The following is a 20,394-nucleotide window of genomic DNA, read 5'->3' as shown; positions in this document are numbered from 1 at the left end:
ATTTAACTTTAATAGAAGTGAATAAATGCAATGATCGGATGTCTTATTGGTGAAGTTTTAGCATTAGAAGCACCAACGGTACTTTTAAATGTAAATGGTGTAGGTTATGAAATTGACACACCACTCTCAACATTTTGCCAATTACAAAAAGGTCAAAAAACCACGTTATGGACGCATTTGGTCGTTCGTGAAGATGCTCAGCAACTGTTTGGCTTTGCACAACCACAAGATAAAACCATTTTCCGTACTTTACTCAAAGTCAACGGCGTAGGTCCACGTATGGCATTGGGTATTTTATCCACGTTAAGTGTCGACCTATTGATTCATACTGTTGAACATGAAGATATTAATACACTGGTGAAAGTGCCAGGTGTCGGCAAAAAAACCGCTGAACGTTTAATGATTGAACTACGTGACCGCTTTAAAGCTATGGCGACAAGCTCAACGCTGGCAAACTCTACTTCTCCGCAAATTCAATTTATTGGAAACTCTGCGGTTGCTGAGGCTGAAGCGGCTTTACAATCTTTAGGCTTTAAACCCTTAGAGGCACAAAAAATTGTGGCTGCTGCCAAAGGTGATTACACCGAAGCGGCTGACATTATCCGTGCTTCTCTTAAATCAATGAACAAATAAAGATAGATTAAAACACTTATGCAAGACCGTATCATCAGTGGTTCTGAAAAACCTGAAGATCATTTTGATCGTGCCATTCGCCCGACATCTTTGGATGACTATATTGGTCAACCTGTGGTTCGTGAGCAAATGGAAATCTTTATTGGTGCGGCACGTGGCCGTGGCGAGGCACTGGATCATACTTTAATTTTTGGTCCACCGGGTTTAGGAAAAACCACTTTAGCCAATATTATTGCGCGTGAAATGGGTGGCAATTTAAAATCTACTTCCGGCCCTGTATTGGAACGTGCGGGTGATTTGGCTGCCATGCTCACCAACCTTGAAGAAGGTGATGTTTTATTTATTGATGAAATCCATCGTCTGTCCCCAGTCATTGAGGAAATTCTTTATCCAGCGATGGAAGATTACCAACTCGATATTATGATTGGTGAAGGTCCCGCAGCACGTTCAATCAAATTAGATTTACCGCCTTTTACCCTCGTCGCTGCCACTACGCGTGCTGGTTTACTCACATCTCCTTTACGTGACCGTTTTGGTATTGTTCAGCGTTTAGAGTTTTATTCGGTTGAAGATCTGACTCATATTGTATCGCGTTCTGCTTCTTTAATGGATCTTCCTACAACGCCAGACGGTGCTTTAGAAATTGCACGTCGCGCACGTGGCACACCGCGTATTGCCAACCGTTTATTGCGTCGTGTTCGTGACTATGCACAAGTCAAAGGTACGGGGGAAATCACGCAAGATATGGCACAACGTGCTTTAGACATGCTCAAGGTCGACAAAGATGGCTTAGATACTTTAGACCGTCGTTATTTAAGTATGCTATTAGAGCGTTTTGATGGCGGCCCTGCTGGTGTAGAAGCTTTAGCTGCAGCGATGGCAGAAGACTCTGGTACCCTGGAAGATGTCATTGAACCCTATTTAATCCAGCAAGGTTATGCCATGCGGACCGCACGTGGACGTATTGCGACCAATCAAGCGTATTTACAGTTTGGCATGACACCACCTGAGCCGAAAAGTTAACAACCTGAAATAAGCTCGTAAAACGAGCTTATTTCAAATAATGAATTCAAAGCTGGATCTTCTTCTAAAATTTTATTGATTTAAATTTAACCATTAAAAAACTCTCTCTAACACGTTTCCTTTAACTTTAATAAACGGAGAGAATTCCATTACAACTTAGAAATCACTCTTACCTCTTCCACCAACATCAACTCACATGCACCATTTCCCGTATCTTCACGGCTGAGAGAACTACGCCATGTCCATCCGTCTTGAGCCTTGACTTCAACCAACCGCCCTTTTAAATAAATCAAATCGTCTTGATCAATTTGAGCCAGTTGTTTGGCGATGGTTTTGGTTGCAGGAATTAAATGCGTATTAGCACTTTGGCTTTGAATTTCCTGCACAGGAATAGGCGGTGCATTTTCATACCGCCAATAATACCAACGGTTACTCTGTCGAATTGACAAGTGCTTATAAACCGCAGGATCTGCCATCCGATCCCAGCCTAAAGCAAAATCGACTGGACTGAGTTCAGCTTCACGCCCAAAGCTATAGTTTTCTTTGGACAAAACACGAAACTCACCTGCATACGGCGCCAAACTGGTCAGAACAAACTGATCACTGTGCTGTACAACACCATTGACCACTTGATAATCAGTTGAATCCTGAATACCCGAATGAGGTACAGCCCAATATGACCACAGCGCATAGCCTATTGCCAGTGCGATTAACCACTTTATATATCGATTCATGGCTTGTTCTCCCCTAGAACAAGCAGAGTGTATCCAGTTCATCAATAATTTTATATAGCTTCAAATTGTATTTGAAACCTTGTGCCAATTAACAAAAAAAACAGTGTGATAAACTGCAAGCCATTACAGCACTTGATTCTTAGCTATTTTTCAAAAGCATTCACCTGCAAAACTAGCCAAGCAAGCTGCTCAAATCACACAATCTAAGCAAGAAATGGAACAGCATCATGGCGAACAAATTTGAATTCCAAATTCTACCGCATGATTAATATTTCGCAATAACTGACAATAAGACACCATAACAAACAATACATACAATTGATTATTAATGTTTTTATTTAGATTATGCAATAATCCGCAATAACTCACACCAATAAACAACAAGCATAAAGTCTACAATGAGTCTACTTTCATAAAAAATCTCTCACCTAGAGAGCTTTCACACATATTCCTACATTCACATTGATATTAATCAGATGCGCTGCGCAGCATGAGAAAGCTTCTTTTTGGTTACTGAAAAATAGTCTTTTTCATCCATAAATTTTGTCCATGAAAAACAGCCTCCGAAAGAGGATTTTGTTATCAAGCTTAATTAATCTTTATTTTTATCATCAGTATCTTTGGGTGCATTTGATAGAGAAAATTTACTAACTACAGTCGTTTCAATATCAGGGTTATCATCAATATCTTGATCAGGTTTTTCAAAAGATTTCTTATCGTTCCGAACTTCAGATTTAGGTATGTTTTTGGTTGTAGTTTCTGTCGAATAATTAAAAGTATTCTCTTTTGTGACATTGTACATACCAATCATACTTCCCCCCAGAACACAGGATAAAATCAAGATTGACCGGGTATAAAAACCAAATCCTATATATTTTTGGAAGAAATTTTGTTTCGGTGGAGTACTGCCATCACTAATAAGGTTACCAGATTTAAACCTATCCAAGGCTCCTTTAAGGTTATTTATTGATCCAATCCACTTCACCATCATGTTTAATAATGTGAGTAAGCAAATCATTAGTAATGCAATGATAAATGTTAAATAAGGCCATCTAGAGTTAGCCTCTAGCAATTTAACTGTTGCACCAATCAAATTCACCCCACCAAATAAAGTAAAGATAATTGAAGCAAAAATACCTAAAATAGAAATATAGTTTGCAATAGTTGATTTGGCTTGTGCATCAGCTTCATTCGCTAAGTCCTCTGCTTTTTGTGCTAATTTTTCTGCTTTACCTGATGCTTTTTCCGCTTTATTTGCTATTTCTTGTGCAGAGTGTGCGATATTACGTGCAGTTTTAGCTTCTTCTTGGGTAACTTTTTTAATGTAATTTTTTTGAGTTGCAGCTAAATAGATATGTCTTCTGAACTTACTTAGACACTTGTGATTAGGGTGTTTTTGTCCACCTTCTAAATAAGGATGCTGCTGTTGATAACGCCCCTCTAGTTCCTCCATCATTAAATCTAATTCATCAAGATTAATCTCTTGTGAATAGTCATAAATTAGCTCAGTAATATCTTCATAGGGAATATCAAAGTTTGGTAAGCATCTTTTTTGAACAATAACCTCTTCAAAAATTTTTATTAAACTTTGTATAGCTTCGTCATTAGCAGGGCTAGAAATTAAACGAAATACAAAAATATTAAGTATATCGGTCTGTGCATCCAAAACTAACCCTGCCTAAAATTATTAGTATTTATTCACAAAATGATCTTTGATTTCTTGATCTGTATAAACCAAACCTCTTTCTCCAGCAAGAATGCGAGATTCTAAAAGCTTCCAAGGGTCTTCCTTGTGAGTTTTTTCAACCAAATCAAAAGGCTTTTCATTTATTAAGGCTTTGACCGTGGAATGAATTTCCTCTTGAACTTCAGGCTTTAAAGCAAGGATATTTAAATTAAACTTAATTTCCTTAAAAGAAAATCCACCATTTTCTTGATCAGAAAGCTCAAATGTTGAAATCGTAGAGTCTATATGCCCCGTACCAAACATTTTAAAATTATGGTAAACACAACTAACAACTGGTCCAAATTTCCATTTTTCAATTGGTTGTTCGAACAGCTTTTCGTTGCGATTAACTAAGCAATTTACATATACATAATATAAAATTTTTTGTAATTTAATAGGCGTCAAAATACCCTTCATAGCTGCATTATTGTTTACTAATTCTACAATATAGTTAGCAATATCCATTGCTGTTATTTTTTTATTCATAGCGCACCCCACATAAAACACTTAAATCAACAGAACTTAGAAATAGAAAACTAAGGATCAACATTGTCGAAAATCAGTGACGGTGTACATTTTATATTCCTTAATATAGATACGACAAAAGGCAAGACTATTCTTACCTTTTATTACTATTCAAATTATAGCATTTGCGATAAATAAGCAACACTGTGGAACATAAAAGTTCCACAAAAATAGAACATTGATGGGAGTGATTATGTTTAAAAGCCTATTAAATAGGTTTACCAAACAGTAACTTTTCAACTTTACGTCGATTCACCAAACCCTGCATCGTCTTACCACCAGCTTTCACCCACACATCGAACTGATTAGCAGCAGCTTGATAGTCCCCTGCATTGAGTCTTTTAAGTAAAGTCGAATCCTTAAATGCCCCTGCACCAGTGTTATAAGTCAGTGAGACTAACGCATCAAATTGATTCTGATTTAAAGGTACATTCACAGCATCATTTACAGCTTGTTCGAATTTCTTTAAATCATGCGCCATATACGCTTTGGCTTGTGCTTCAGTGCAAGTATCGCCTTTTTTAACACGGATCCCATTTGAATGAATCGTGGTGCCAAAACCAATGGTCCAGACTCCCACGCCATCGTCATAGGCAACGAGACGCTTCCCCTCAAAGCCACAGATCATTTCAATACCGGCTTTACTCACCGACATTTCATCTATGGCAATGCCCAGCATGTTTGAAATTACAGTATCTGAAGCTGTGGCGATTGCGCTATTAGCTGCATCCACCTGTTTTTGAGTGAGCTTGCCACCGCTGATCTTTCTTAAGAAATCAAATATAGTCTTCATCACCCACCCCACTTATTGGCATTTTTCTTTAAATACTCTTCAATGAATGTACTGCCTAATATACCCAATGCACAGGCAATCGCCACAAGTGCAATAGGGCTTAAATCAGGAAATTGGATCAGCACTATACCTGCAATGGTTGATGTTGCTGAACCTAAAATGGTTCGACCTACAATCATTCTCCAGGATAAAGGCTCATTTGAAACCAACAGACGACTCATACCAATGAGCCCCCCAATTGCAATTAATGTAAGTATTGTTTTTTCATGCTCTTGCATATTAACCCCTTATTTTTGGCAATAAAAAAACACCTTTCGGTGTTTAGGATATTCTTTTCCAAATGGCAAAAACCATGGATGGTTGTACGGTATTATGCGGCTCTCCCCCCCCTGTCTCTTCTGACGGGTTTGACCCATTCGCACCACTAGACTTACCATCAAGGGTGCCACTGCCAGCTGAGTTTGTTGAAAAGCTAACAGCGTGACTATGTGGCGGTAGTTCGCTTACAGTTAAAGTATGCTGAAACTCTCCGAATGAACCACCTAGAATTTTTGTCCAAGCTGGATCAATAGATGCATTCGATAATCCTACAATTGCCTTGCCTTGCGAGACTAGCTCCCAAGTCCCATACCCAAGCTTAGAATCTGGACTCGTAGAGTTTAGCGTTATATAAATATCGCCAACTTGAATCTGTAGGCTTTCAGCGACCTCAGTCAACTTTTCATCGAATGCCTCTACCAATGCTTTTTTAGCAGCATCAACGGCTGTTTTAATTGCTGCATCCCGATCTTTTTCGACTTCATTTTTAACTTGTTCTTGTAGGTCATCAGTTGTATCAATAAGCTCATTTATTTGATCCGTGTGCTCATCTCTTGCTGACTCTAGATCCGTAACTCGCTGCTCAAGATTGTTTGCGCCTCCTGAATTACCATCAATCAATGCTTGTGCAATGGATTCAGCATCTGCAATACCGTCTCCCTCTTCAATTAAATTACCCTCTGCATCCAAAATCTGAAAAAAGTAATCGCCTGATACATAGATCGATGCGCTGCCTGTATCATCAAGAATGACAGGCCATGTATTTAAACTTTCCATCCCCTTATCTAAGTAGGTATCTTTTTCATTGGTTGTGCTTCCAGCTTCATAAGCAAAAACTTGACCACCAATTAATGGTTGTCCATTTTTATCAAAAGCTCGAAATCGCACAGGTGTTAATGGGTATGCTGTCATTTTGTACCTGCATTAAAAAACCGCCTTTCGGCGGCTATTGTTTGGGTAGATTTGAGCCAGTTATTAAGCCTGCTCGCGTCAATCTATCAATCAAGTCTTGATTTCCTTGGGAAGGCATGGCTTCTCCTGCAATCGTTGGTTTCATTGCTTTAGAAACGGCCATACTGTCAGGAATATCTTTTACAGAACTTAAAAGAACTCTTGCACCAGGAAGTTTTAGTAGACTCATAAAATGGTTATATAAAGCTGACCCAGAATTAGAGTTATTTACATAAGAATGTGGCGGTTGAGTGATTGAATAATCCGCAGCTTGTCGAATATCTTTGAGTCGCTTCACTTGGTCAGAGCTAAATATCACATTCAGCTTTCGATCACCTAGGGCATCAAGTGCGTTCTTCATTCCTGCTGGGCTAAATTTGCCATTCGAATTAATAGCTTTTGCAGAAATATCCTTAATCACTTCTTGCTGAATATCTGCTATCGCCTGTGGATTAGTATTTTTAAGCACATCAAAAGTCTGGCCAAGCTCTTCAATTTTACCGTTTAATATGTGCTTTTTATACAAATCATCGTAGTTCACACTACCTTTAGACTGCTGCTTTAAAACGTCTTGTAGCATTGGTATCTGGGCTTTAAGGCTCGAATTAGCTTTATATGCTTCTCTAGCAAAACTATATGCTTGAGCTGCATCATTACCGCCATTTGACAACAATCCTTGTAAAGCTTCATCTTGGCGAGTTTGTAAGGCTTGACGTACCACTCCAAGCGCATTCGTTGTTGCGGTAGGCTCACCCATTTGCATAGATGTCTTGTAGTGACCATTTAACACCTTGATTAATTCTTCGCCTTTTCGAAGCGTGAAGTAACTAGGATTGTCATTAATTTGCTTCACAATATTTCGAATATCGGCAGGTAGGAAAGATGCTAGGGCCTTATCATCTAATGCGGTAAATACATCGTTTGAGAAGCCTTGACCATTAATTAATACATCATTGCCATTCGCATTTTTCGCAGCAGCATAAGCCTCACGAACAAATTGCTTATTCTGCTTATATTGTCCCATAAGTGACTCAGCGCTATCACGACCTACGCCATAGTTATCAATTGAACGACCACCCGTTTTTTGAGCTTCCGTCTCAAGCAAGTCAACTAGCTTGGTATTGTCAGAAACAAGCTTTTCACGTAGATCGTCTCCTGCACCCTGTAATTTTGCAAGTTCAGCTTCTTGTTGCCATTGCTTTGCATTGCCAGTGACTTGAGCGCGTGTGCCTTTAATACCAACCTGATCTAAGGCTGCTTTACGTGCAACAGCTTCAGCGTTTAAGACTTTCCCAGACAGTAATGCTTTTTTAGCTTCTGTTCGTAAGCCATTAGCTACTTCATCGGATAACTCACTCAACCGCATACCGCTTTGCTGTAGAGCGCCATCGAGCTTGCTATCAATAGAGCGTAGAATTTCATTGGTGCGTTCGATTGATAATTTTGCGGATTGATTTTTTACACCTTGAGCGACTTTAACCACACCTTGCCCAATTTTTTCTCCAATAGCAGCACCGCCTGCACCACCTACAGCACCAAGAGCAGTATTGGCAATACGTTGATCTGCATCTTTTGCGAAACTAGCCCCACCAATTCCAGCACCTACTAAAGCGTTTTGACTGGCAACTTTTGCACCTGCAGCCGATAAGACTTTGGCTCCCTGATAACCACGCCCCAATGCTGCCATGGGTGCTGTTGATGCAATCTGACCACCGAGTCGGGCCCAATCAAAACCCTGGTCGTTTGCTTCACGACTTGCATTATGAAAATCCTCAATATCCTTACGTTGTTTAGTAAAACGATCATAAGACTTGGTATCTAAATTTGTACCTGTCGCTTTATTAATAGCACCACTCAAACCATCAGCAGCATAATTAATACCCTGCAAAACACCAGCACCAAGGTCAGATGATCCTAGTAGCACAGATTCCCATGCTTTGGTTTTACCCTCTTTTTTTGCCTCCGCAAGCGTACCTTGTCGTTTGGTATCTTCTAAATCTACCGCTTTGCGCTCAGGTAGTTTTAATCCTATACCTTCTGCAATTGATCTGTTTGATAGACCATGACTATTACCTTTTTCAATACCTTTTTTAAAAGCTGGCGTATCGAGCATTTTATTAAAAATTTGAATATCTGAGGTTCCTGCATTTCTCTCTTTTGTGATAAATGCTTTTAATTGTTCACTAGACATATTTAACCAATCCCGACTGATTTCAAATCAATTAACTCAGGTTGAAATGAATTATTTTGCTTACTGTTGCCGATCCCAACAGCTTCTAGATCCACCATTTGCGGTTGGTATTCTTTATTCTGCTGTTGAATACCTACGCTTTTTAAATCTATAAAATTTGGTGAAAATTGTTGTTTCGACTGCTGCGTTTGTCTAGCACCCCCAACATCCCGTCCTAATTGCTTATTCACGAAATCCCAAGACCGCTTACCTTGTTTGTATGTTGAGGATGGTAGAGATGCCCACTCAGGACCTAACTTTAGGATGGCACTTCTATAATCTCCTTTTAAAACATCATTTAAAGCACCACGCCCTGATATTAAAGCTATTGCGCCTAAATCTTGGTTTTGAGGTGAAAAATCACGGAATCCATACTGATTTCTTAACCCTGCCCATGTGTCGTTTAAAAACTGATAGCGACCCGCTGCTGTGGTGTAATTTTTACGTCCGTCGGTTTGTGTAAATTCCTTACGTATGTTTGGGTGAGCACCTAAATTATTGAATTGTTGATTTCCAAAAAGCGTGTTGTAGCCGTGCTTAACTCCTTCTGAAGCCGCAATAAGATTCAACATTTTTCTAGCATTTGGATTTTCAAGTGCTCGTTGTAGTTCCGCGAGTGTTGTCATGCTTTTCTCCATGCAATAAAAAACCCACCAAAGTGGGTTTTTTATGCTGTATATGCATCAATAAATTTTATAGTATTACAAGCAAATAAATATAAAAAACATATGATGTTTTTTATATTTACATATCGACTATTTTTTCGATATCACAACTCTTTCCATTTTTAAAAATTAGCTTAGTGTTAATAATCAGGGCTTTTTCTGAATATACATATTCGTGGCAATATTGTGTTTTTATAATTCGACCATCATCAATTTTATATAAATTATCAGAGATATGTTCAATATACACTTTCTCTTCTTTTTTTCTTTCAGCAATACTATTCATTTTTGGTGGTAAATGAGCTGTAATTAGTACTTCCTCATTTTTTGCATTTTGCAAATTAATTTTAGCTTCATTTAATCTGCTTTCAGCTTCTATTTTTTCACTTTGCATTTTACTTTGTTGTTTGCTGTAAGTATCTTCTCTAATCATTCGAGCAATAATATTTACATTCTCGTTAGAACTTTTTCTTGCGTCTGCCAAAGCAGCAACTAAATCAACATCACCATTTGATAACGTATTTTTTGCTAATATTTTTTCAAGAGATTTTCTTTGCCTTTGCGCATTAATGGTATTTGAAAGTTCCTGACCTTCCTGAAAACTCTTTGCTAAATCTTGCTGAGAAACACCAATTTTATCTAGATCTGGACTTGTATACACAAGTTTATTTGGGTTTTCAACTATATAAACACTTGTTTGGTGGGGTGTATAAATATTTGCATGCGCACCTCCACATAAAAGTAAAATCAATAAAAACTGATATTTTTTAGCTGATATATTTTTCATAAATCCCCCACCGTAATGAGGGAAATATAGCATACAAATTAATCAAAAAGATTGAATGTATTTTGAGGCACTGCTTGCACTGAACTCCTAAAGAAGCTGCCATTACGCAAACTCTCAGCTTTCCCTTGATTGGATTTAACTCTAGCATCAGCCATTTGTAGAGCACGCGTATAAATTGCCTCGCGTTGCGTCCTAGGCATATTCGCAGAACCTTGAAGCTGCAGCAAAATAGCACGCTCCCCCTCGGTTGGTGCACCACCAAAAGTAGCTTTAAGCATCTCAAGAGCATTACCAGTTACAATATTATCAAGCATTGCAGTTGCTGTTGCTTCTTCACTACCTCCACCAAGCATTCCTCGTGCTGAAGCTCTTTGTTTAGCCCCAAGGCCATCATAAGCTTTTGCACTATATTTCAGGGCATCTTGCAAATTCAAAATTGCATTGGTTCCAGCGGTTACCGCATCAGCAGTCTCAAATAATTCTTTTTGAGCTGTTGCAGACATTGCACCATTACCTTTAGCTTGTACTTTAATCGGCTGACCATCACCACCAAGCACACGCACCCCCTTACCATTCGCATAAACAGCATACTGATAACCATCATTACCTGTCTGAAAATCAATAGGTTTGTTTTGCTCAAAATAAGCTTTTTGCTGATTTAGTGCATAGTCCTGCTCAAACTGCTGCCCCTGCTGCGCTCGGTTTTTATCAGCTGTATCTGCACCGACATTAGTTCCATAAATGGATGCATTGGTTGTTCGAACATTATTTGCAGAGCTTGTCGTATTATCCGCAGCATTATTGGCTGTTTGGTAAAGTATACCTGCAGGATCTTTAGCACCACCAAAACTAATACCTGAAGCGTAAGATTTAATCTCCTCAGGGGTCATTAAATCAATAATTTGGCGTTGCTGATCAAATGCATCAGGCTCAATCAATCCTGCCTTAACCGCTCCATTTAGCCCCAATAGGACATTACTTTTATTGCCTGTTAATGCTGCACTTTGCCAAACTTGATTCAGTGCACCGAATTTCTTTTCACTATTTTCAAGGCCTTTACCCAATCCCTCTTGTTTTATCTTCCCTGTTTCAGCATAGGTCTTGTTTGTATCCGCATCAAATTTAATAGAATCCTGCTGAGCTTTCATCTCTGCAGCTCTTTTTTGCTGAATTAACCCCGAAAGCGTATTGATCATTTCAGGTTGATAAGATTGATTTGGGTTGGATTGAACAGTTTGCAAAACATTGTCGAGGTTTACACTGCCATTTGATCCAGTGTTCTTAGCGAGCAACTGCGCAAGAATACCTTGTTGCTGTTGTTGCTGAATCTGATTGCTAAACTGCTGACCATTATTGTACGAGTTGGCTATTTCTTCAAAGGAAGTGCCTTTATAGCTTGGTGCAATTTCAGGATTGAAATAAGTCGGGATTGGATTGTGAGTCGCCATAATATATACACCTTAAGAAGTTTTTCCACCACCACCATAGCGACCCACTAAAGCACCAATACCAGATGATCCACTTTTAATCACATCACTCAGCATCTGATTATTGATATTACTTTGTTGGATCGTACTATTCGCTTTGACACCTGCTGCGTTATATAGGCCTTGCGCTTTTGCATTCGCTGAATTCACCAGTGCATCCGCATTAAATCCAGCCGATGACGTTATCCCTGCAGCATTGGCATTCGCAGAGCCGAGCAAACCTTGCGAAATTAATTGGGAAAGTGAGGTTTGATTGCCAGCAATATTAGATGCATTGTTATACGTCATATTGCTCATATTATTGGCTGCACTTTGACCTATTTGCGTAGTGGAAGATAATCGATTAAATGCATTCGCCTGATCATTACCAAAGCGATTGTAAGCGTTTTGGTACTCTTGGCTTGCAAGATCACTGTTGTAGCCGTTTAAGGCTTTAAGGGTTGCACCACTGAGCAAGCCACCACCTGCTGCAGCACTCGATTGAATCCCATCCATACCTTGCTGCTTTCTGAATGCATAACCGGGATCAGCATTAAAATCTGACATATTAAAACCACGTGTCAAACTGCCATCCTCTAAACCTTTTGACAGCAACCCACTCGCCTGCGTACCCAAGTTGGCATAAGGTTGTTGAAATTTTAGTGCAGAATTTAAACCACTGGTTAATGTCGAGTTAGCTTGTCCATACCCTTCTGTTAAATTGCGGTTTGAATCCTGATACCCTTGACTCAATAGCCCTGAGCCTTTTAAAGCTGCATCTGATTGTAATTTTCCTGAGTTAGTGAATGCTTCGCTTTGAAGACCTGCTGCTTTATTTGCTGCCGCAGCTTGGGCTGCAGCTGCTTGCTGTGCCGCCTTTTTTGCCTTATTCCCACTATACAGACTACTACCAATCGATACCGCGGCTGTTCCTGCTGCTACCCATGTCATGCGATTTTCTCCTGATTCAAGCTTAATATAAATGCTTCAACTTCACTTTCAGGGACAATCACATCAGATTCAATCAATGCGAGATCCTGCGTATCTGTTGGATGTACCGTCGTCCAAACAGTATCTTCATGAACGATCAAAGCACGCTTGGTTCCGGGTTCACTAATAAAGGTGATTGGCGCTTCGTAATCACGGATACCCTCTGACGTTGCAACCGTTACCTTGCCTTTGGAAATGACATTCACGTGTGCATGCCGATGTACCTTTCCAATTACCACTGAACCTGCAGGTAAAAAGCATTCACGCGCATAATTACCTGGTGCAAAATGATGCTCTACTGGAATATCCACTTGTTCAAATTCAAGCAGATGTTTTTGCAGTTCAAGTGCCTTCTTGAAATAGTCGAGTGGTTCATTTTGGGTTGATTGAGCTACATCTGAACCAGTTAAAGAACTGAATAAATCCACAGTTAACTCCTACTTATTGCTTTTAGAAAATAAAAAATCGCCAGCATTAAGTTGGCGATTTCGTATGTTATTTAAGTGGTATTGGCACTTTATAAAATATGTTCAGGCTAAGTGTTTAAAGTGTAACTAACACCCCAAGGCATCCAAAGATTTTATAAGATAAGTTGTTCGCAAGATCACCTGTGGCCAATCTAAACCCTTGTGTCACTGAACTCGCATCTGAACTATTTAATAAAACTGCAGAAGAACGGATATACATACGCCCTGTGTTTGTGGTGGTTAAACTCTCTGTGTTAATGGGTACAGCTTCAGTTTGCGATCCAACTTTATATGCTTGTATTTTGTATGAATCTATTAATTCACCGTAGTACCTATTTGCATCCACAGTTGTATTTGTAGTGAAACACCCCTTAATCCAAAGCATCCCATTTATTTTTGCAAATTGGAGAGGCACAACCGTACCATTCACTGTGGCACTTAAAACCAATGCATTTAAGGTTCCTGCTTTAAAGACATTTACAGCATCAACCCACTCAACTGGCCCTGCATTACTTTTTGTATGAATCTGAGCCTGTAATTTTCCAATGGCTTCTAAAATTTTATCCGTTGCAGCAAGCTCCATCGCAGGCTGATTAGTTAAGCCCGTTAAGGGAGTATCTAAAACACGTTTGGATTTAAAATATAAATTGATTGATCCTTCTGGCACTTCGTCTGTGTTCGCACCAACATTCGCAGCACTGACTTTCCACGTACTATCATCGGTATCAAATATAGCAACCATTCGATCAAAACCACTACCACTGTCAATATGAGCATAGTCACCATCGAGTGCGATTGGTAGTGCTGCTGTGAGTGCGGCAAAGCTGCTAAACACCCCCCGAAAGTGCTGAATATAATCAATTTTATCTAGCTTTGTATCTAAGCCGTTGTCCACATACTCAAGACTCGCTTTGGCATTGATCCCTAAATTTTCTTGAGCTTCAGCCAGTGAGTTTGAATTGGTCCCCCCAAATTCATATGCTAATTTATCACCGTTCTCGAACTCACCTAAACCATCGGGTCTATGTTTTAAGGGAATTGTCATATTACCACCATTTGAATGTTTTGTTGTGTGCCGTCAGACAAGAAAAATGGCAACTGAAAATCACTTGTGAGTGGAATGTTTTGACGTACACCATCAGACAAAAAAAATGGAAATGATAGATTCACTACCACGATTTCAGACCAGTCTGAGTCCTTGCGCCCATAGGTTTTGCCATCAATAGGTGCTTCAAGAATATAGTTCAGGGTGATGTTATTTATTTGTTCTTGCAGGTTTGAAAGTTTATCTTTGGTTTCTTTTTGAGAATCTTTCAAAGTGGCTTTCAACTTCTCCAAAGCTTTTTGCAATTGCTGAATATCATGTTCAGTTTGATCAATTCGCTTGTTGCTCGTTGCAAGATCCTGAGTTGTAGCAAAACCAGCTACCGAATCAGTAACGAGCTTATGTAATTTTTCGATTTGTTTCTGCTGAGAATCATGAGTAGATTGATTTTGTTGGGCAAGCTCAAGCGCCTGATTTGCGATTTCTTTGATCTGTATAAACGCTTCAGCATTGCCTTCACTAGCATTCGAATAGATCGAATAGAGTCGTTCAAAAAAAATAAGCCAGATTGCAGTAATCTGACCATTTTGATTGACCATCATGTCACGTGTAGGGATACCTTGATTCATTCTAATAATCCCTCAATGATGACGATCTTAATCGGTTCTGAGCAACGGATACGAAAGACACGATCTACACCTGAGCCAAGTCTACGAGCTATAACTCGCTTACGATATTCTCCCTTTTTACCCAGTGGGATCAGGCGAGTATCAGACCAAGTGTGGCCGTTATCATCTGACCAATTCAGCTGTAAAAGTGGTTCCATACTTTTCTCCCGACAATAAAAAACCACCCGAAGGTGGCTAAATTCCTGCTAGACAGAAAGAAAATGATCCATCTGCTTCAATCACCAGTGATTGATTATTGGTCCAACCTTGTACTGGATCAAAAGGTGGTTTAGGCATTGGCGTTAATTTAAAACGATGCGGCTCAGATGTAAGATTATCTAAAGACCAAAAACCATCCCAATCCGTTCTAATTTTACTAGCAATATCATCAGGCATTTGACCAATAATGTCGCCTTGCCATACCTTACCTAAATTATATGTTTTTCCATCAAACTCAATTGTCCAGTCGATCTCCCCCGTAAATTCGGGGCTAGGATTAAATACAATGCTTTGTGTTGCGCCAGTACATGAAATCGGAACAAATTTATACGGAGATAAACAAAAAGAAGCCCCTTCTTCTGGTCTAGGTGTGAGTTGCATTGAACCGTTTAAAGGTTCAAATTGCTGATTAATAGCTGAAGCATCAATAGTCACAATTCTAATTTTGACATAACTATTATTTCTATTTTCAAAACGTCCATTTTCAACATCATTAAAAAAAGGATCAGTTGATACACTTAAATCTAATCTAAGTGGTAATAGAACTACATTAAACTCATCTTTCAATATTTTAGATAAAGACCTAGCCCAATCCCCCCCCCTAAACAACCTATTTGATTCTAAAATCTCAACATCATTCACAAAAATTTTGTAATAACCGCCATTTGTAAGAGTACCAATTGTGCATGTTGAGATTGAACCTTCACATCCTACGGGCTCAGGATTAGGTATATTCTTAATCACTTCAGTACCAAACCCTGTTTCGCACACAATTTCCAATTTACTAAAACGAGTCATTTTTTTGTCAGTAATTACCGCTTGAGCTGTTCTTTCTCTTAAAATCAATTCACCATCATCGGTGAATGTATTGTTATCGAGTTGGTATAGTTTGCCGTTTCGATAATCTCCAACGATATGCATATTATTAAAATAAGCATGATGCTGAGATCTATGACGCTCATGTAATCCTTGAGGATTGGTAAACGAGCGTTGATGCCAAAGCCCTGTCGATACATCAAAACAATAGGTCACATTAGCGGACGGGAACGAAATCACATAGAAAACGTGCCCTTCAATTTGATAGGCATAAGCTAAAGCATCAGCAGTCTTGGTCAATGCAGAGATTTCTTCTTCCAGTGCATGGGTCGATATCCGCTCAGGAATACCACCTCCACTCATCACAATTTGATTGCCACCAAACTCACTCACCCCCAACCAAATCACACCAGTCGCTAAGGAAACAATACTGTCAGGAGCAAGACAACCAAAAGACATTGCACCGCCTGATAGCCTAGAAAAAGGTGAATTACTTGATCCAGTGCCATAATATCGCTCAATACTTTGCGCACCGAATAGCCACAACTCACGATTAAAATTAATAATTGCAGTAATGTTGTCAGGGGTTGATTCAGCCGTTGCATAAGATAATGCATTCACTTTTGTGCTGTATAAATCAGACCAATAAAATTGCCCTGTATTGGCTTTATTCACAACAAAGCGCCCATCTAAGAATAAGACATGGGTTGAGCGTGGAATGGTTGAACCCGACAAACGCGTTAATTCTAATTTTTTTAGATCAAGTACATAAGCATAGGTACCATTTACAATCAATGCCACTTGACCGTTATCTGCAATTCGCACAGTGCCTAATGCACTAATCGACCCAACTTCCGTTAAATCAAATTTATTTGTTTTACTGTGATATAGCTTTTTACCTATCACGGCCAGCAATGCACCATTTGATAGAACATACAGGCAACGAGTCGCTGCTACATCACCCGTAAATATCTTTTTTAGACCAGGCGTAGGCATCAATGCTGCCACCCTTGAACCGTTTGGATATTCAATCGTCTGCGGATACCAATTAATGCAGTTTTGGCAACTAATGCTTTGAGACTGCATTTTATATGCGGGACCAACCAAAGGAAGTTTAATCATAGCGTCCTCGACTAATACCCATAATGACTGGATCAGGTTTGACAGGCGTTGGAGTTGATTGCGCCCGATGCATAATCCGCATGGCTTGTTGATACTGCATTTGAATATCTGCTGTTATGGGTAATTGATATTCAGGAGCAAGCTCAATTGCTAAAGCGTATTTAATTGCGCGGAAATACTCATCTGGTACTGTAATATCATCAAGCGCTTTGAGTGGAAATTGAGGACAAATCAAAGATTGAATCGTTAATTGCCCTGTTATTTTTTGCGGAATATTTAGCTCATAACCATTGAGTATTTTCTTAAAGGTGATAGCGTTTGCAGGTGTATTCTGAGCAATATCACGATAGATACGTATATCTTGGCCATCAAGCTTGGCTTCGTTAGAAATTAGATTCGCTTCAACTTCATAAAAGTGATTGCCATTATCCAATTGAACAACGATGTCTTGCGTTGAATACACATAATCACGTGAAGCTGACCATTGCCCCAACAACATATTTAAAGCAGATACTGCATCACTCAATTCGGCATCAGTCATGTTTTCACCTGAAGCAACGATGCCAATAATACGTGCGGAGGCGTGGACAAGTTCACGGACTTTCATGATTATTCTTCTGTCTTAGTGGGTTGAGTCAACAAATCAATCAGCGTGTCTTTATTGTCACGCGCTAAATACTTAATCTTTTTTTCATCAAGCATTACACGAAGTTGATCTGAGGTTAGATCCTTATAATCTGTTGCAACTGTTTGAGCTTGTATTGTTGGCTCAGGCTGATAAGAGTCAATGATTTGCTGCAGCTGCTGATTAGCTTCACGCTCTTGATGTAACTGGGCTTTGAGGTCATCATTTTCAGCTTTGAATTGATCACGTTCTGCGAGCACCTGATCATAGTCGCCTTGAAGAACAGTTTTAGGCTTACCTGTTCTCATATCTTTGATGTAGTCTTCAGTTTGATTTACTTCATCTGCCAATTCAGCAAAATCAACGAAACCGAGTTCACGTAACTCAGCTTCATGATCCTGATTTTGTGCAACTTCATGCTGATGCGCTTGGGTTGTACCCAAATACAGCATTTTTGGAAATTCACGCATTTATATACTCCAAAAATGACAACGCCCCATTTCAGGGGCATGTGTTGTCATCGATTTGATTGATTAGCCGATACGACCAATACGAGCCGCATGATTACCACGGACCATGGTAAAACCATAAAGAACATCGATACGTGTCCCTTCATAATCGCTGACCCAGTTACCACCTGTTTGCACACGCAATGCCATGGTTTCGGTGTTGAATGCATAGCCCTCACAACCTGCAAGTACCTTTAACGGGACAAAGGCAGCGCTAAATGCATCTTTGGTATAACAAAGCGCTTGATCAATTACATCATCATCACCACCGATAAACGCGAGTGCAACCCCATTCAATGCCGATGCGGATACATTTGCATTGGCTTGTTTATTAGCACCAATCGCATTGGGTGTAATTTCAGGATAGATTTTTAAAGTTGCTGTCGCTCCACCTGCAGTCACATCTTCAAGTACAACAAACTGCATCAATTTTCCGTAAGACTTACGGGTCAATGGATGCAACATTTCAACGCCTGTCAATGTAAATACTTGACCTGCTTTGATTTCATCACCATTGGACAAACCACCCACGGTCAATGTACCGCCTGTTTGACCTGCACCATTCACGGTAATGCCAGATGTCTTACCATTTTCTTGACGATAAATATGCTCTGACTCCACAAAGTCAAAACCACGCGCACGACCCACATAGCCTTCTTTATATTGCTTGGCGATTTCAGCATTGGGATTAAATAAAGTACCTGAGGTATCAACAATGCCATTGGTAAATTCAGATGACAGTAATGCAATACGACCCGCTGTAGGTGTTAATGAGCGTGCAAGCATTTCACGAGCGCGACCAAAAGGAGCTAAAGGTGAGGCTTCATTTGCGCCAATCAAAGTACCGTTATTGACGGTCACAATTGCACGTTTTAATAAGTCTGCATCAAGATCCGTGGCTAATGATTGAATTGCAGGCTTTAGAAAGCGGTCTTTGAATTGAGTCAAATTTAAGGCTTGTTCAGCAGCCCCAAATTGCAAAGAGACATGCTTTTGAGTGTCTACTTTCAAAATGCGAGATGATTCTTGCGCGTTTAAACTCGCATCTTCACTGCTATATTCTTTACCTTCAGTCACAATAGGAATGGGTGGAATCTTGATTCGTACTGACTCACCCACTTTATAGCCGGCTTTATCTTTTTCGAATTCTTGTTCACGGCCACGGTTGATCGATTTGATAAATACCGATTCTTCAATCAGCATTGCCGCAGCTTCTTTTGCTACAACATCATGAGTTAAAACTTTATTTCCAGTCATATTTTAATTACCTTAAGCTAAGCCACGACTACGCAGAAACTCATCATCAGAGCCTTTATACGGATCTTTTTTTGAGTTTGCCCCACCTTTTGGTGGAGTCACTGGCGCAGGAGCATTGGGGGTTTTTGGGATTTTAGGAATGTTTTTGAGTGATGCACGGACTTCACCAATTTTCATCAATTGATGCATAGGTGACATATTGAGTAATTCAACAAAATCAACAGGGTCTTTACCAATTTCATAAAGCACTGCAGGTGCCGCATCACCAAGTTCTAATACAGCAATACTGAGCTGTTCGGGTAATTCTCCCCCGCTTAGATGCACTAATGACTGAACGACTTGCACATAATCTGCATGCGTCTTTTTAAATTCAGCTTCTGCGTTAGAAAGCGTCAATGCTTGAGCTTGACGCAACTGTTCACTACGTTGCCGTTCAAAACGACTGTTATAGTCTTGCTCAGCTTTGCTTTGCTGATACTTTGACAAAGCATTCGCATAATCTTCAACAGACTCAAAATCATGCAGTTCAGGTGCTTTAAGCTCTTTATGTTCAGCAGTTCCGTATTTTTCGCGTAATGTTTGGGCTTCACGAATTGCTTCATTCTTCTCCCAAGTCAGTTTTGCAAAGCGCTGATCAATGGTTTTTTGACGATGAACGGCTTTTTCTTCCTCAGCCTTTTTTGTGGCTTCAGCTTGCTGTTCTTCTGTTAATTCAACCTCACTTCCACCTTCACCATTACCTTCAGTTTGTTCAGGCGGTTGCTCTGCTTCAATAGGTGCTGCGGTTGATTCGGTCTGTTCTGCTGATTGCTCTATATTTTCCAT

The 20,394-nt window shown here is 39.7% G+C and carries 22 protein-coding genes; 2 read left to right on the top strand and 20 right to left on the bottom strand.

Annotation, left to right across the window (positions count from 1 at the left end; all coding sequences use genetic code 11):
* Positions 1-30 precede the first annotated feature (30 nt).
* Both ruvA and ruvB read left to right on the top strand, forming a co-directional pair.
* The gene (gene ruvA / locus B9T28_RS06525; protein ID WP_086203162.1) at positions 31-633 is read left to right on the top strand and encodes a Holliday junction branch migration protein RuvA; all 603 of its coding nucleotides are present in this window, start codon (positions 31-33) and stop codon (positions 631-633) included.
* A gap of 18 nt (positions 634-651) precedes the next feature.
* Positions 652-1,656 carry a Holliday junction branch migration DNA helicase RuvB gene (ruvB, locus tag B9T28_RS06520; RefSeq protein ID WP_086203160.1) on the top strand — a complete coding sequence of 335 codons (1,005 nt, stop codon included), beginning with the start codon at positions 652-654 and terminating at the stop codon, positions 1,654-1,656.
* Between the two features lie 149 nt (positions 1,657-1,805).
* On the opposite strand, the gene B9T28_RS06515 is transcribed toward ruvB, so the two are convergent.
* The 20 genes from B9T28_RS06515 to B9T28_RS06420 all read right to left on the bottom strand — a co-directional run bounded on the left by B9T28_RS06515 (position 1,806) and on the right by B9T28_RS06420 (position 20,394).
* The gene (locus B9T28_RS06515; protein WP_086203158.1) at positions 1,806-2,390 is read right to left on the bottom strand and encodes a hypothetical protein; all 585 of its coding nucleotides are present in this window, start codon (positions 2,388-2,390) and stop codon (positions 1,806-1,808) included.
* Between the two features lie 592 nt (positions 2,391-2,982).
* A complete protein-coding gene (locus B9T28_RS06510) occupies positions 2,983-4,056 on the bottom strand; it encodes a hypothetical protein (RefSeq protein ID WP_086203156.1) in 1,074 nt (357 codons plus the stop codon).
* A gap of 21 nt (positions 4,057-4,077) precedes the next feature.
* Entirely contained in the window at positions 4,078-4,602 is a 525-nt protein-coding gene (locus B9T28_RS06505; RefSeq protein WP_086203154.1) for a Panacea domain-containing protein, read from the bottom strand.
* 247 nt (positions 4,603-4,849) lie between these two features.
* The gene (locus tag B9T28_RS06500; protein WP_086203151.1) at positions 4,850-5,434 is read right to left on the bottom strand and encodes a lysozyme; all 585 of its coding nucleotides are present in this window, start codon (positions 5,432-5,434) and stop codon (positions 4,850-4,852) included.
* Positions 5,434-5,712: a phage holin family protein gene (locus tag B9T28_RS06495; RefSeq protein WP_086203149.1), complete on the bottom strand. Its 279-nt coding sequence runs from the start codon at positions 5,710-5,712 to the stop codon at positions 5,434-5,436. Before B9T28_RS06495 ends, B9T28_RS06500 begins: the two co-directional genes overlap by 1 nt.
* Positions 5,713-5,755: 43 nt before the next feature.
* Positions 5,756-6,664, bottom strand: coding sequence for a phage baseplate protein (locus B9T28_RS06490; RefSeq protein WP_086203147.1), 909 nt, complete (start codon positions 6,662-6,664; stop codon positions 5,756-5,758).
* A gap of 34 nt (positions 6,665-6,698) precedes the next feature.
* On the bottom strand, positions 6,699-8,894 hold the full coding sequence (locus tag B9T28_RS06485; protein ID WP_086203145.1) for a hypothetical protein: 2,196 nt from the start codon (positions 8,892-8,894) through the stop codon (positions 6,699-6,701).
* Positions 8,895-8,896: 2 nt separating this feature from the next.
* On the bottom strand, positions 8,897-9,559 hold the full coding sequence (locus tag B9T28_RS06480) for a glycoside hydrolase family 24 protein (protein ID WP_086203142.1): 663 nt from the start codon (positions 9,557-9,559) through the stop codon (positions 8,897-8,899).
* A gap of 118 nt (positions 9,560-9,677) precedes the next feature.
* Positions 9,678-10,385, bottom strand: a complete 708-nt coding sequence (locus B9T28_RS06475; protein WP_143222599.1) for a hypothetical protein — start codon at positions 10,383-10,385, stop codon at positions 9,678-9,680.
* Between the two features lie 38 nt (positions 10,386-10,423).
* A complete protein-coding gene (locus tag B9T28_RS06470; RefSeq protein ID WP_086203138.1) occupies positions 10,424-11,833 on the bottom strand; it encodes a hypothetical protein in 1,410 nt (469 codons plus the stop codon).
* Between the two features lie 12 nt (positions 11,834-11,845).
* Positions 11,846-12,802 (bottom strand): hypothetical protein, encoded by a 957-nt coding sequence (locus tag B9T28_RS06465; RefSeq protein WP_086203135.1) that lies wholly within the window; start codon positions 12,800-12,802, stop codon positions 11,846-11,848.
* Positions 12,799-13,269 carry a hypothetical protein gene (locus B9T28_RS06460; RefSeq protein WP_086203133.1) on the bottom strand — a complete coding sequence of 157 codons (471 nt, stop codon included), beginning with the start codon at positions 13,267-13,269 and terminating at the stop codon, positions 12,799-12,801. The genes B9T28_RS06465 and B9T28_RS06460 overlap by 4 nt, the downstream gene beginning before the upstream one ends.
* Positions 13,270-13,384: 115 nt before the next feature.
* A complete protein-coding gene (locus B9T28_RS06455) occupies positions 13,385-14,353 on the bottom strand; it encodes a hypothetical protein (protein WP_086203130.1) in 969 nt (322 codons plus the stop codon).
* Complete coding sequence (locus tag B9T28_RS06450; RefSeq protein WP_086203129.1) at positions 14,350-14,982, bottom strand: hypothetical protein; 633 nt, start codon at positions 14,980-14,982, stop codon at positions 14,350-14,352. The genes B9T28_RS06455 and B9T28_RS06450 overlap by 4 nt, the downstream gene beginning before the upstream one ends.
* Positions 14,979-15,179, bottom strand: a complete 201-nt coding sequence (locus B9T28_RS15215) for a hypothetical protein (protein WP_086203128.1) — start codon at positions 15,177-15,179, stop codon at positions 14,979-14,981. The genes B9T28_RS06450 and B9T28_RS15215 overlap by 4 nt, the downstream gene beginning before the upstream one ends.
* A 37-nt stretch (positions 15,180-15,216) precedes the next feature.
* Positions 15,217-17,178: a packaged DNA stabilization protein gene (locus B9T28_RS06440; protein ID WP_086203127.1), complete on the bottom strand. Its 1,962-nt coding sequence runs from the start codon at positions 17,176-17,178 to the stop codon at positions 15,217-15,219.
* Positions 17,171-17,785, bottom strand: a complete 615-nt coding sequence (locus B9T28_RS06435; protein ID WP_086203126.1) for a hypothetical protein — start codon at positions 17,783-17,785, stop codon at positions 17,171-17,173. The genes B9T28_RS06440 and B9T28_RS06435 overlap by 8 nt, the downstream gene beginning before the upstream one ends.
* Before the next feature lie 2 nt (positions 17,786-17,787).
* On the bottom strand, positions 17,788-18,273 hold the full coding sequence (locus B9T28_RS06430) for a hypothetical protein (RefSeq protein ID WP_086203125.1): 486 nt from the start codon (positions 18,271-18,273) through the stop codon (positions 17,788-17,790).
* A gap of 63 nt (positions 18,274-18,336) precedes the next feature.
* Entirely contained in the window at positions 18,337-19,569 is a 1,233-nt protein-coding gene (locus tag B9T28_RS06425) for a P22 phage major capsid protein family protein (protein WP_086203124.1), read from the bottom strand.
* A gap of 12 nt (positions 19,570-19,581) precedes the next feature.
* Positions 19,582-20,394, bottom strand: a complete 813-nt coding sequence (locus tag B9T28_RS06420; protein WP_086203123.1) for a hypothetical protein — start codon at positions 20,392-20,394, stop codon at positions 19,582-19,584.

Origin of the sequence: Acinetobacter silvestris, from assembly GCF_002135235.1 — a bacterium.
Lineage (GTDB): Bacteria > Pseudomonadota > Gammaproteobacteria > Pseudomonadales > Moraxellaceae > Acinetobacter > Acinetobacter silvestris.
The sequence above is the reverse complement of the archived record's forward strand: the minus strand, read 5'-3'. Positions and strand labels throughout refer to the sequence as shown.

Coding starts and splice junctions, on each gene's coding strand:
- ruvA (WP_086203162.1), top strand. CDS start 31: ATGATCGGATGTCTTATTGGTGAAGTTTTAGCATTAGAAGCACCAACG.
- ruvB (WP_086203160.1), top strand. CDS start 652: ATGCAAGACCGTATCATCAGTGGTTCTGAAAAACCTGAAGATCATTTT.
- B9T28_RS06515 (WP_086203158.1), bottom strand. CDS start 2,390: ATGAATCGATATATAAAGTGGTTAATCGCACTGGCAATAGGCTATGCG.
- B9T28_RS06505 (WP_086203154.1), bottom strand. CDS start 4,602: ATGAATAAAAAAATAACAGCAATGGATATTGCTAACTATATTGTAGAA.
- B9T28_RS06500 (WP_086203151.1), bottom strand. CDS start 5,434: ATGAAGACTATATTTGATTTCTTAAGAAAGATCAGCGGTGGCAAGCTC.
- B9T28_RS06495 (WP_086203149.1), bottom strand. CDS start 5,712: ATGCAAGAGCATGAAAAAACAATACTTACATTAATTGCAATTGGGGGG.
- B9T28_RS06490 (WP_086203147.1), bottom strand. CDS start 6,664: ATGACAGCATACCCATTAACACCTGTGCGATTTCGAGCTTTTGATAAA.
- B9T28_RS06485 (WP_086203145.1), bottom strand. CDS start 8,894: ATGTCTAGTGAACAATTAAAAGCATTTATCACAAAAGAGAGAAATGCA.
- B9T28_RS06480 (WP_086203142.1), bottom strand. CDS start 9,559: ATGACAACACTCGCGGAACTACAACGAGCACTTGAAAATCCAAATGCT.
- B9T28_RS06475 (WP_143222599.1), bottom strand. CDS start 10,385: ATGAAAAATATATCAGCTAAAAAATATCAGTTTTTATTGATTTTACTT.
- B9T28_RS06470 (WP_086203138.1), bottom strand. CDS start 11,833: ATGGCGACTCACAATCCAATCCCGACTTATTTCAATCCTGAAATTGCA.
- B9T28_RS06465 (WP_086203135.1), bottom strand. CDS start 12,802: ATGACATGGGTAGCAGCAGGAACAGCCGCGGTATCGATTGGTAGTAGT.
- B9T28_RS06455 (WP_086203130.1), bottom strand. CDS start 14,353: ATGACAATTCCCTTAAAACATAGACCCGATGGTTTAGGTGAGTTCGAG.
- B9T28_RS06450 (WP_086203129.1), bottom strand. CDS start 14,982: ATGAATCAAGGTATCCCTACACGTGACATGATGGTCAATCAAAATGGT.
- B9T28_RS15215 (WP_086203128.1), bottom strand. CDS start 15,179: ATGGAACCACTTTTACAGCTGAATTGGTCAGATGATAACGGCCACACT.
- B9T28_RS06440 (WP_086203127.1), bottom strand. CDS start 17,178: ATGATTAAACTTCCTTTGGTTGGTCCCGCATATAAAATGCAGTCTCAA.
- B9T28_RS06435 (WP_086203126.1), bottom strand. CDS start 17,785: ATGAAAGTCCGTGAACTTGTCCACGCCTCCGCACGTATTATTGGCATC.
- B9T28_RS06430 (WP_086203125.1), bottom strand. CDS start 18,273: ATGCGTGAATTTCCAAAAATGCTGTATTTGGGTACAACCCAAGCGCAT.
- B9T28_RS06425 (WP_086203124.1), bottom strand. CDS start 19,569: ATGACTGGAAATAAAGTTTTAACTCATGATGTTGTAGCAAAAGAAGCT.
- B9T28_RS06420 (WP_086203123.1), bottom strand. CDS start 20,394: ATGGAAAATATAGAGCAATCAGCAGAACAGACCGAATCAACCGCAGCA.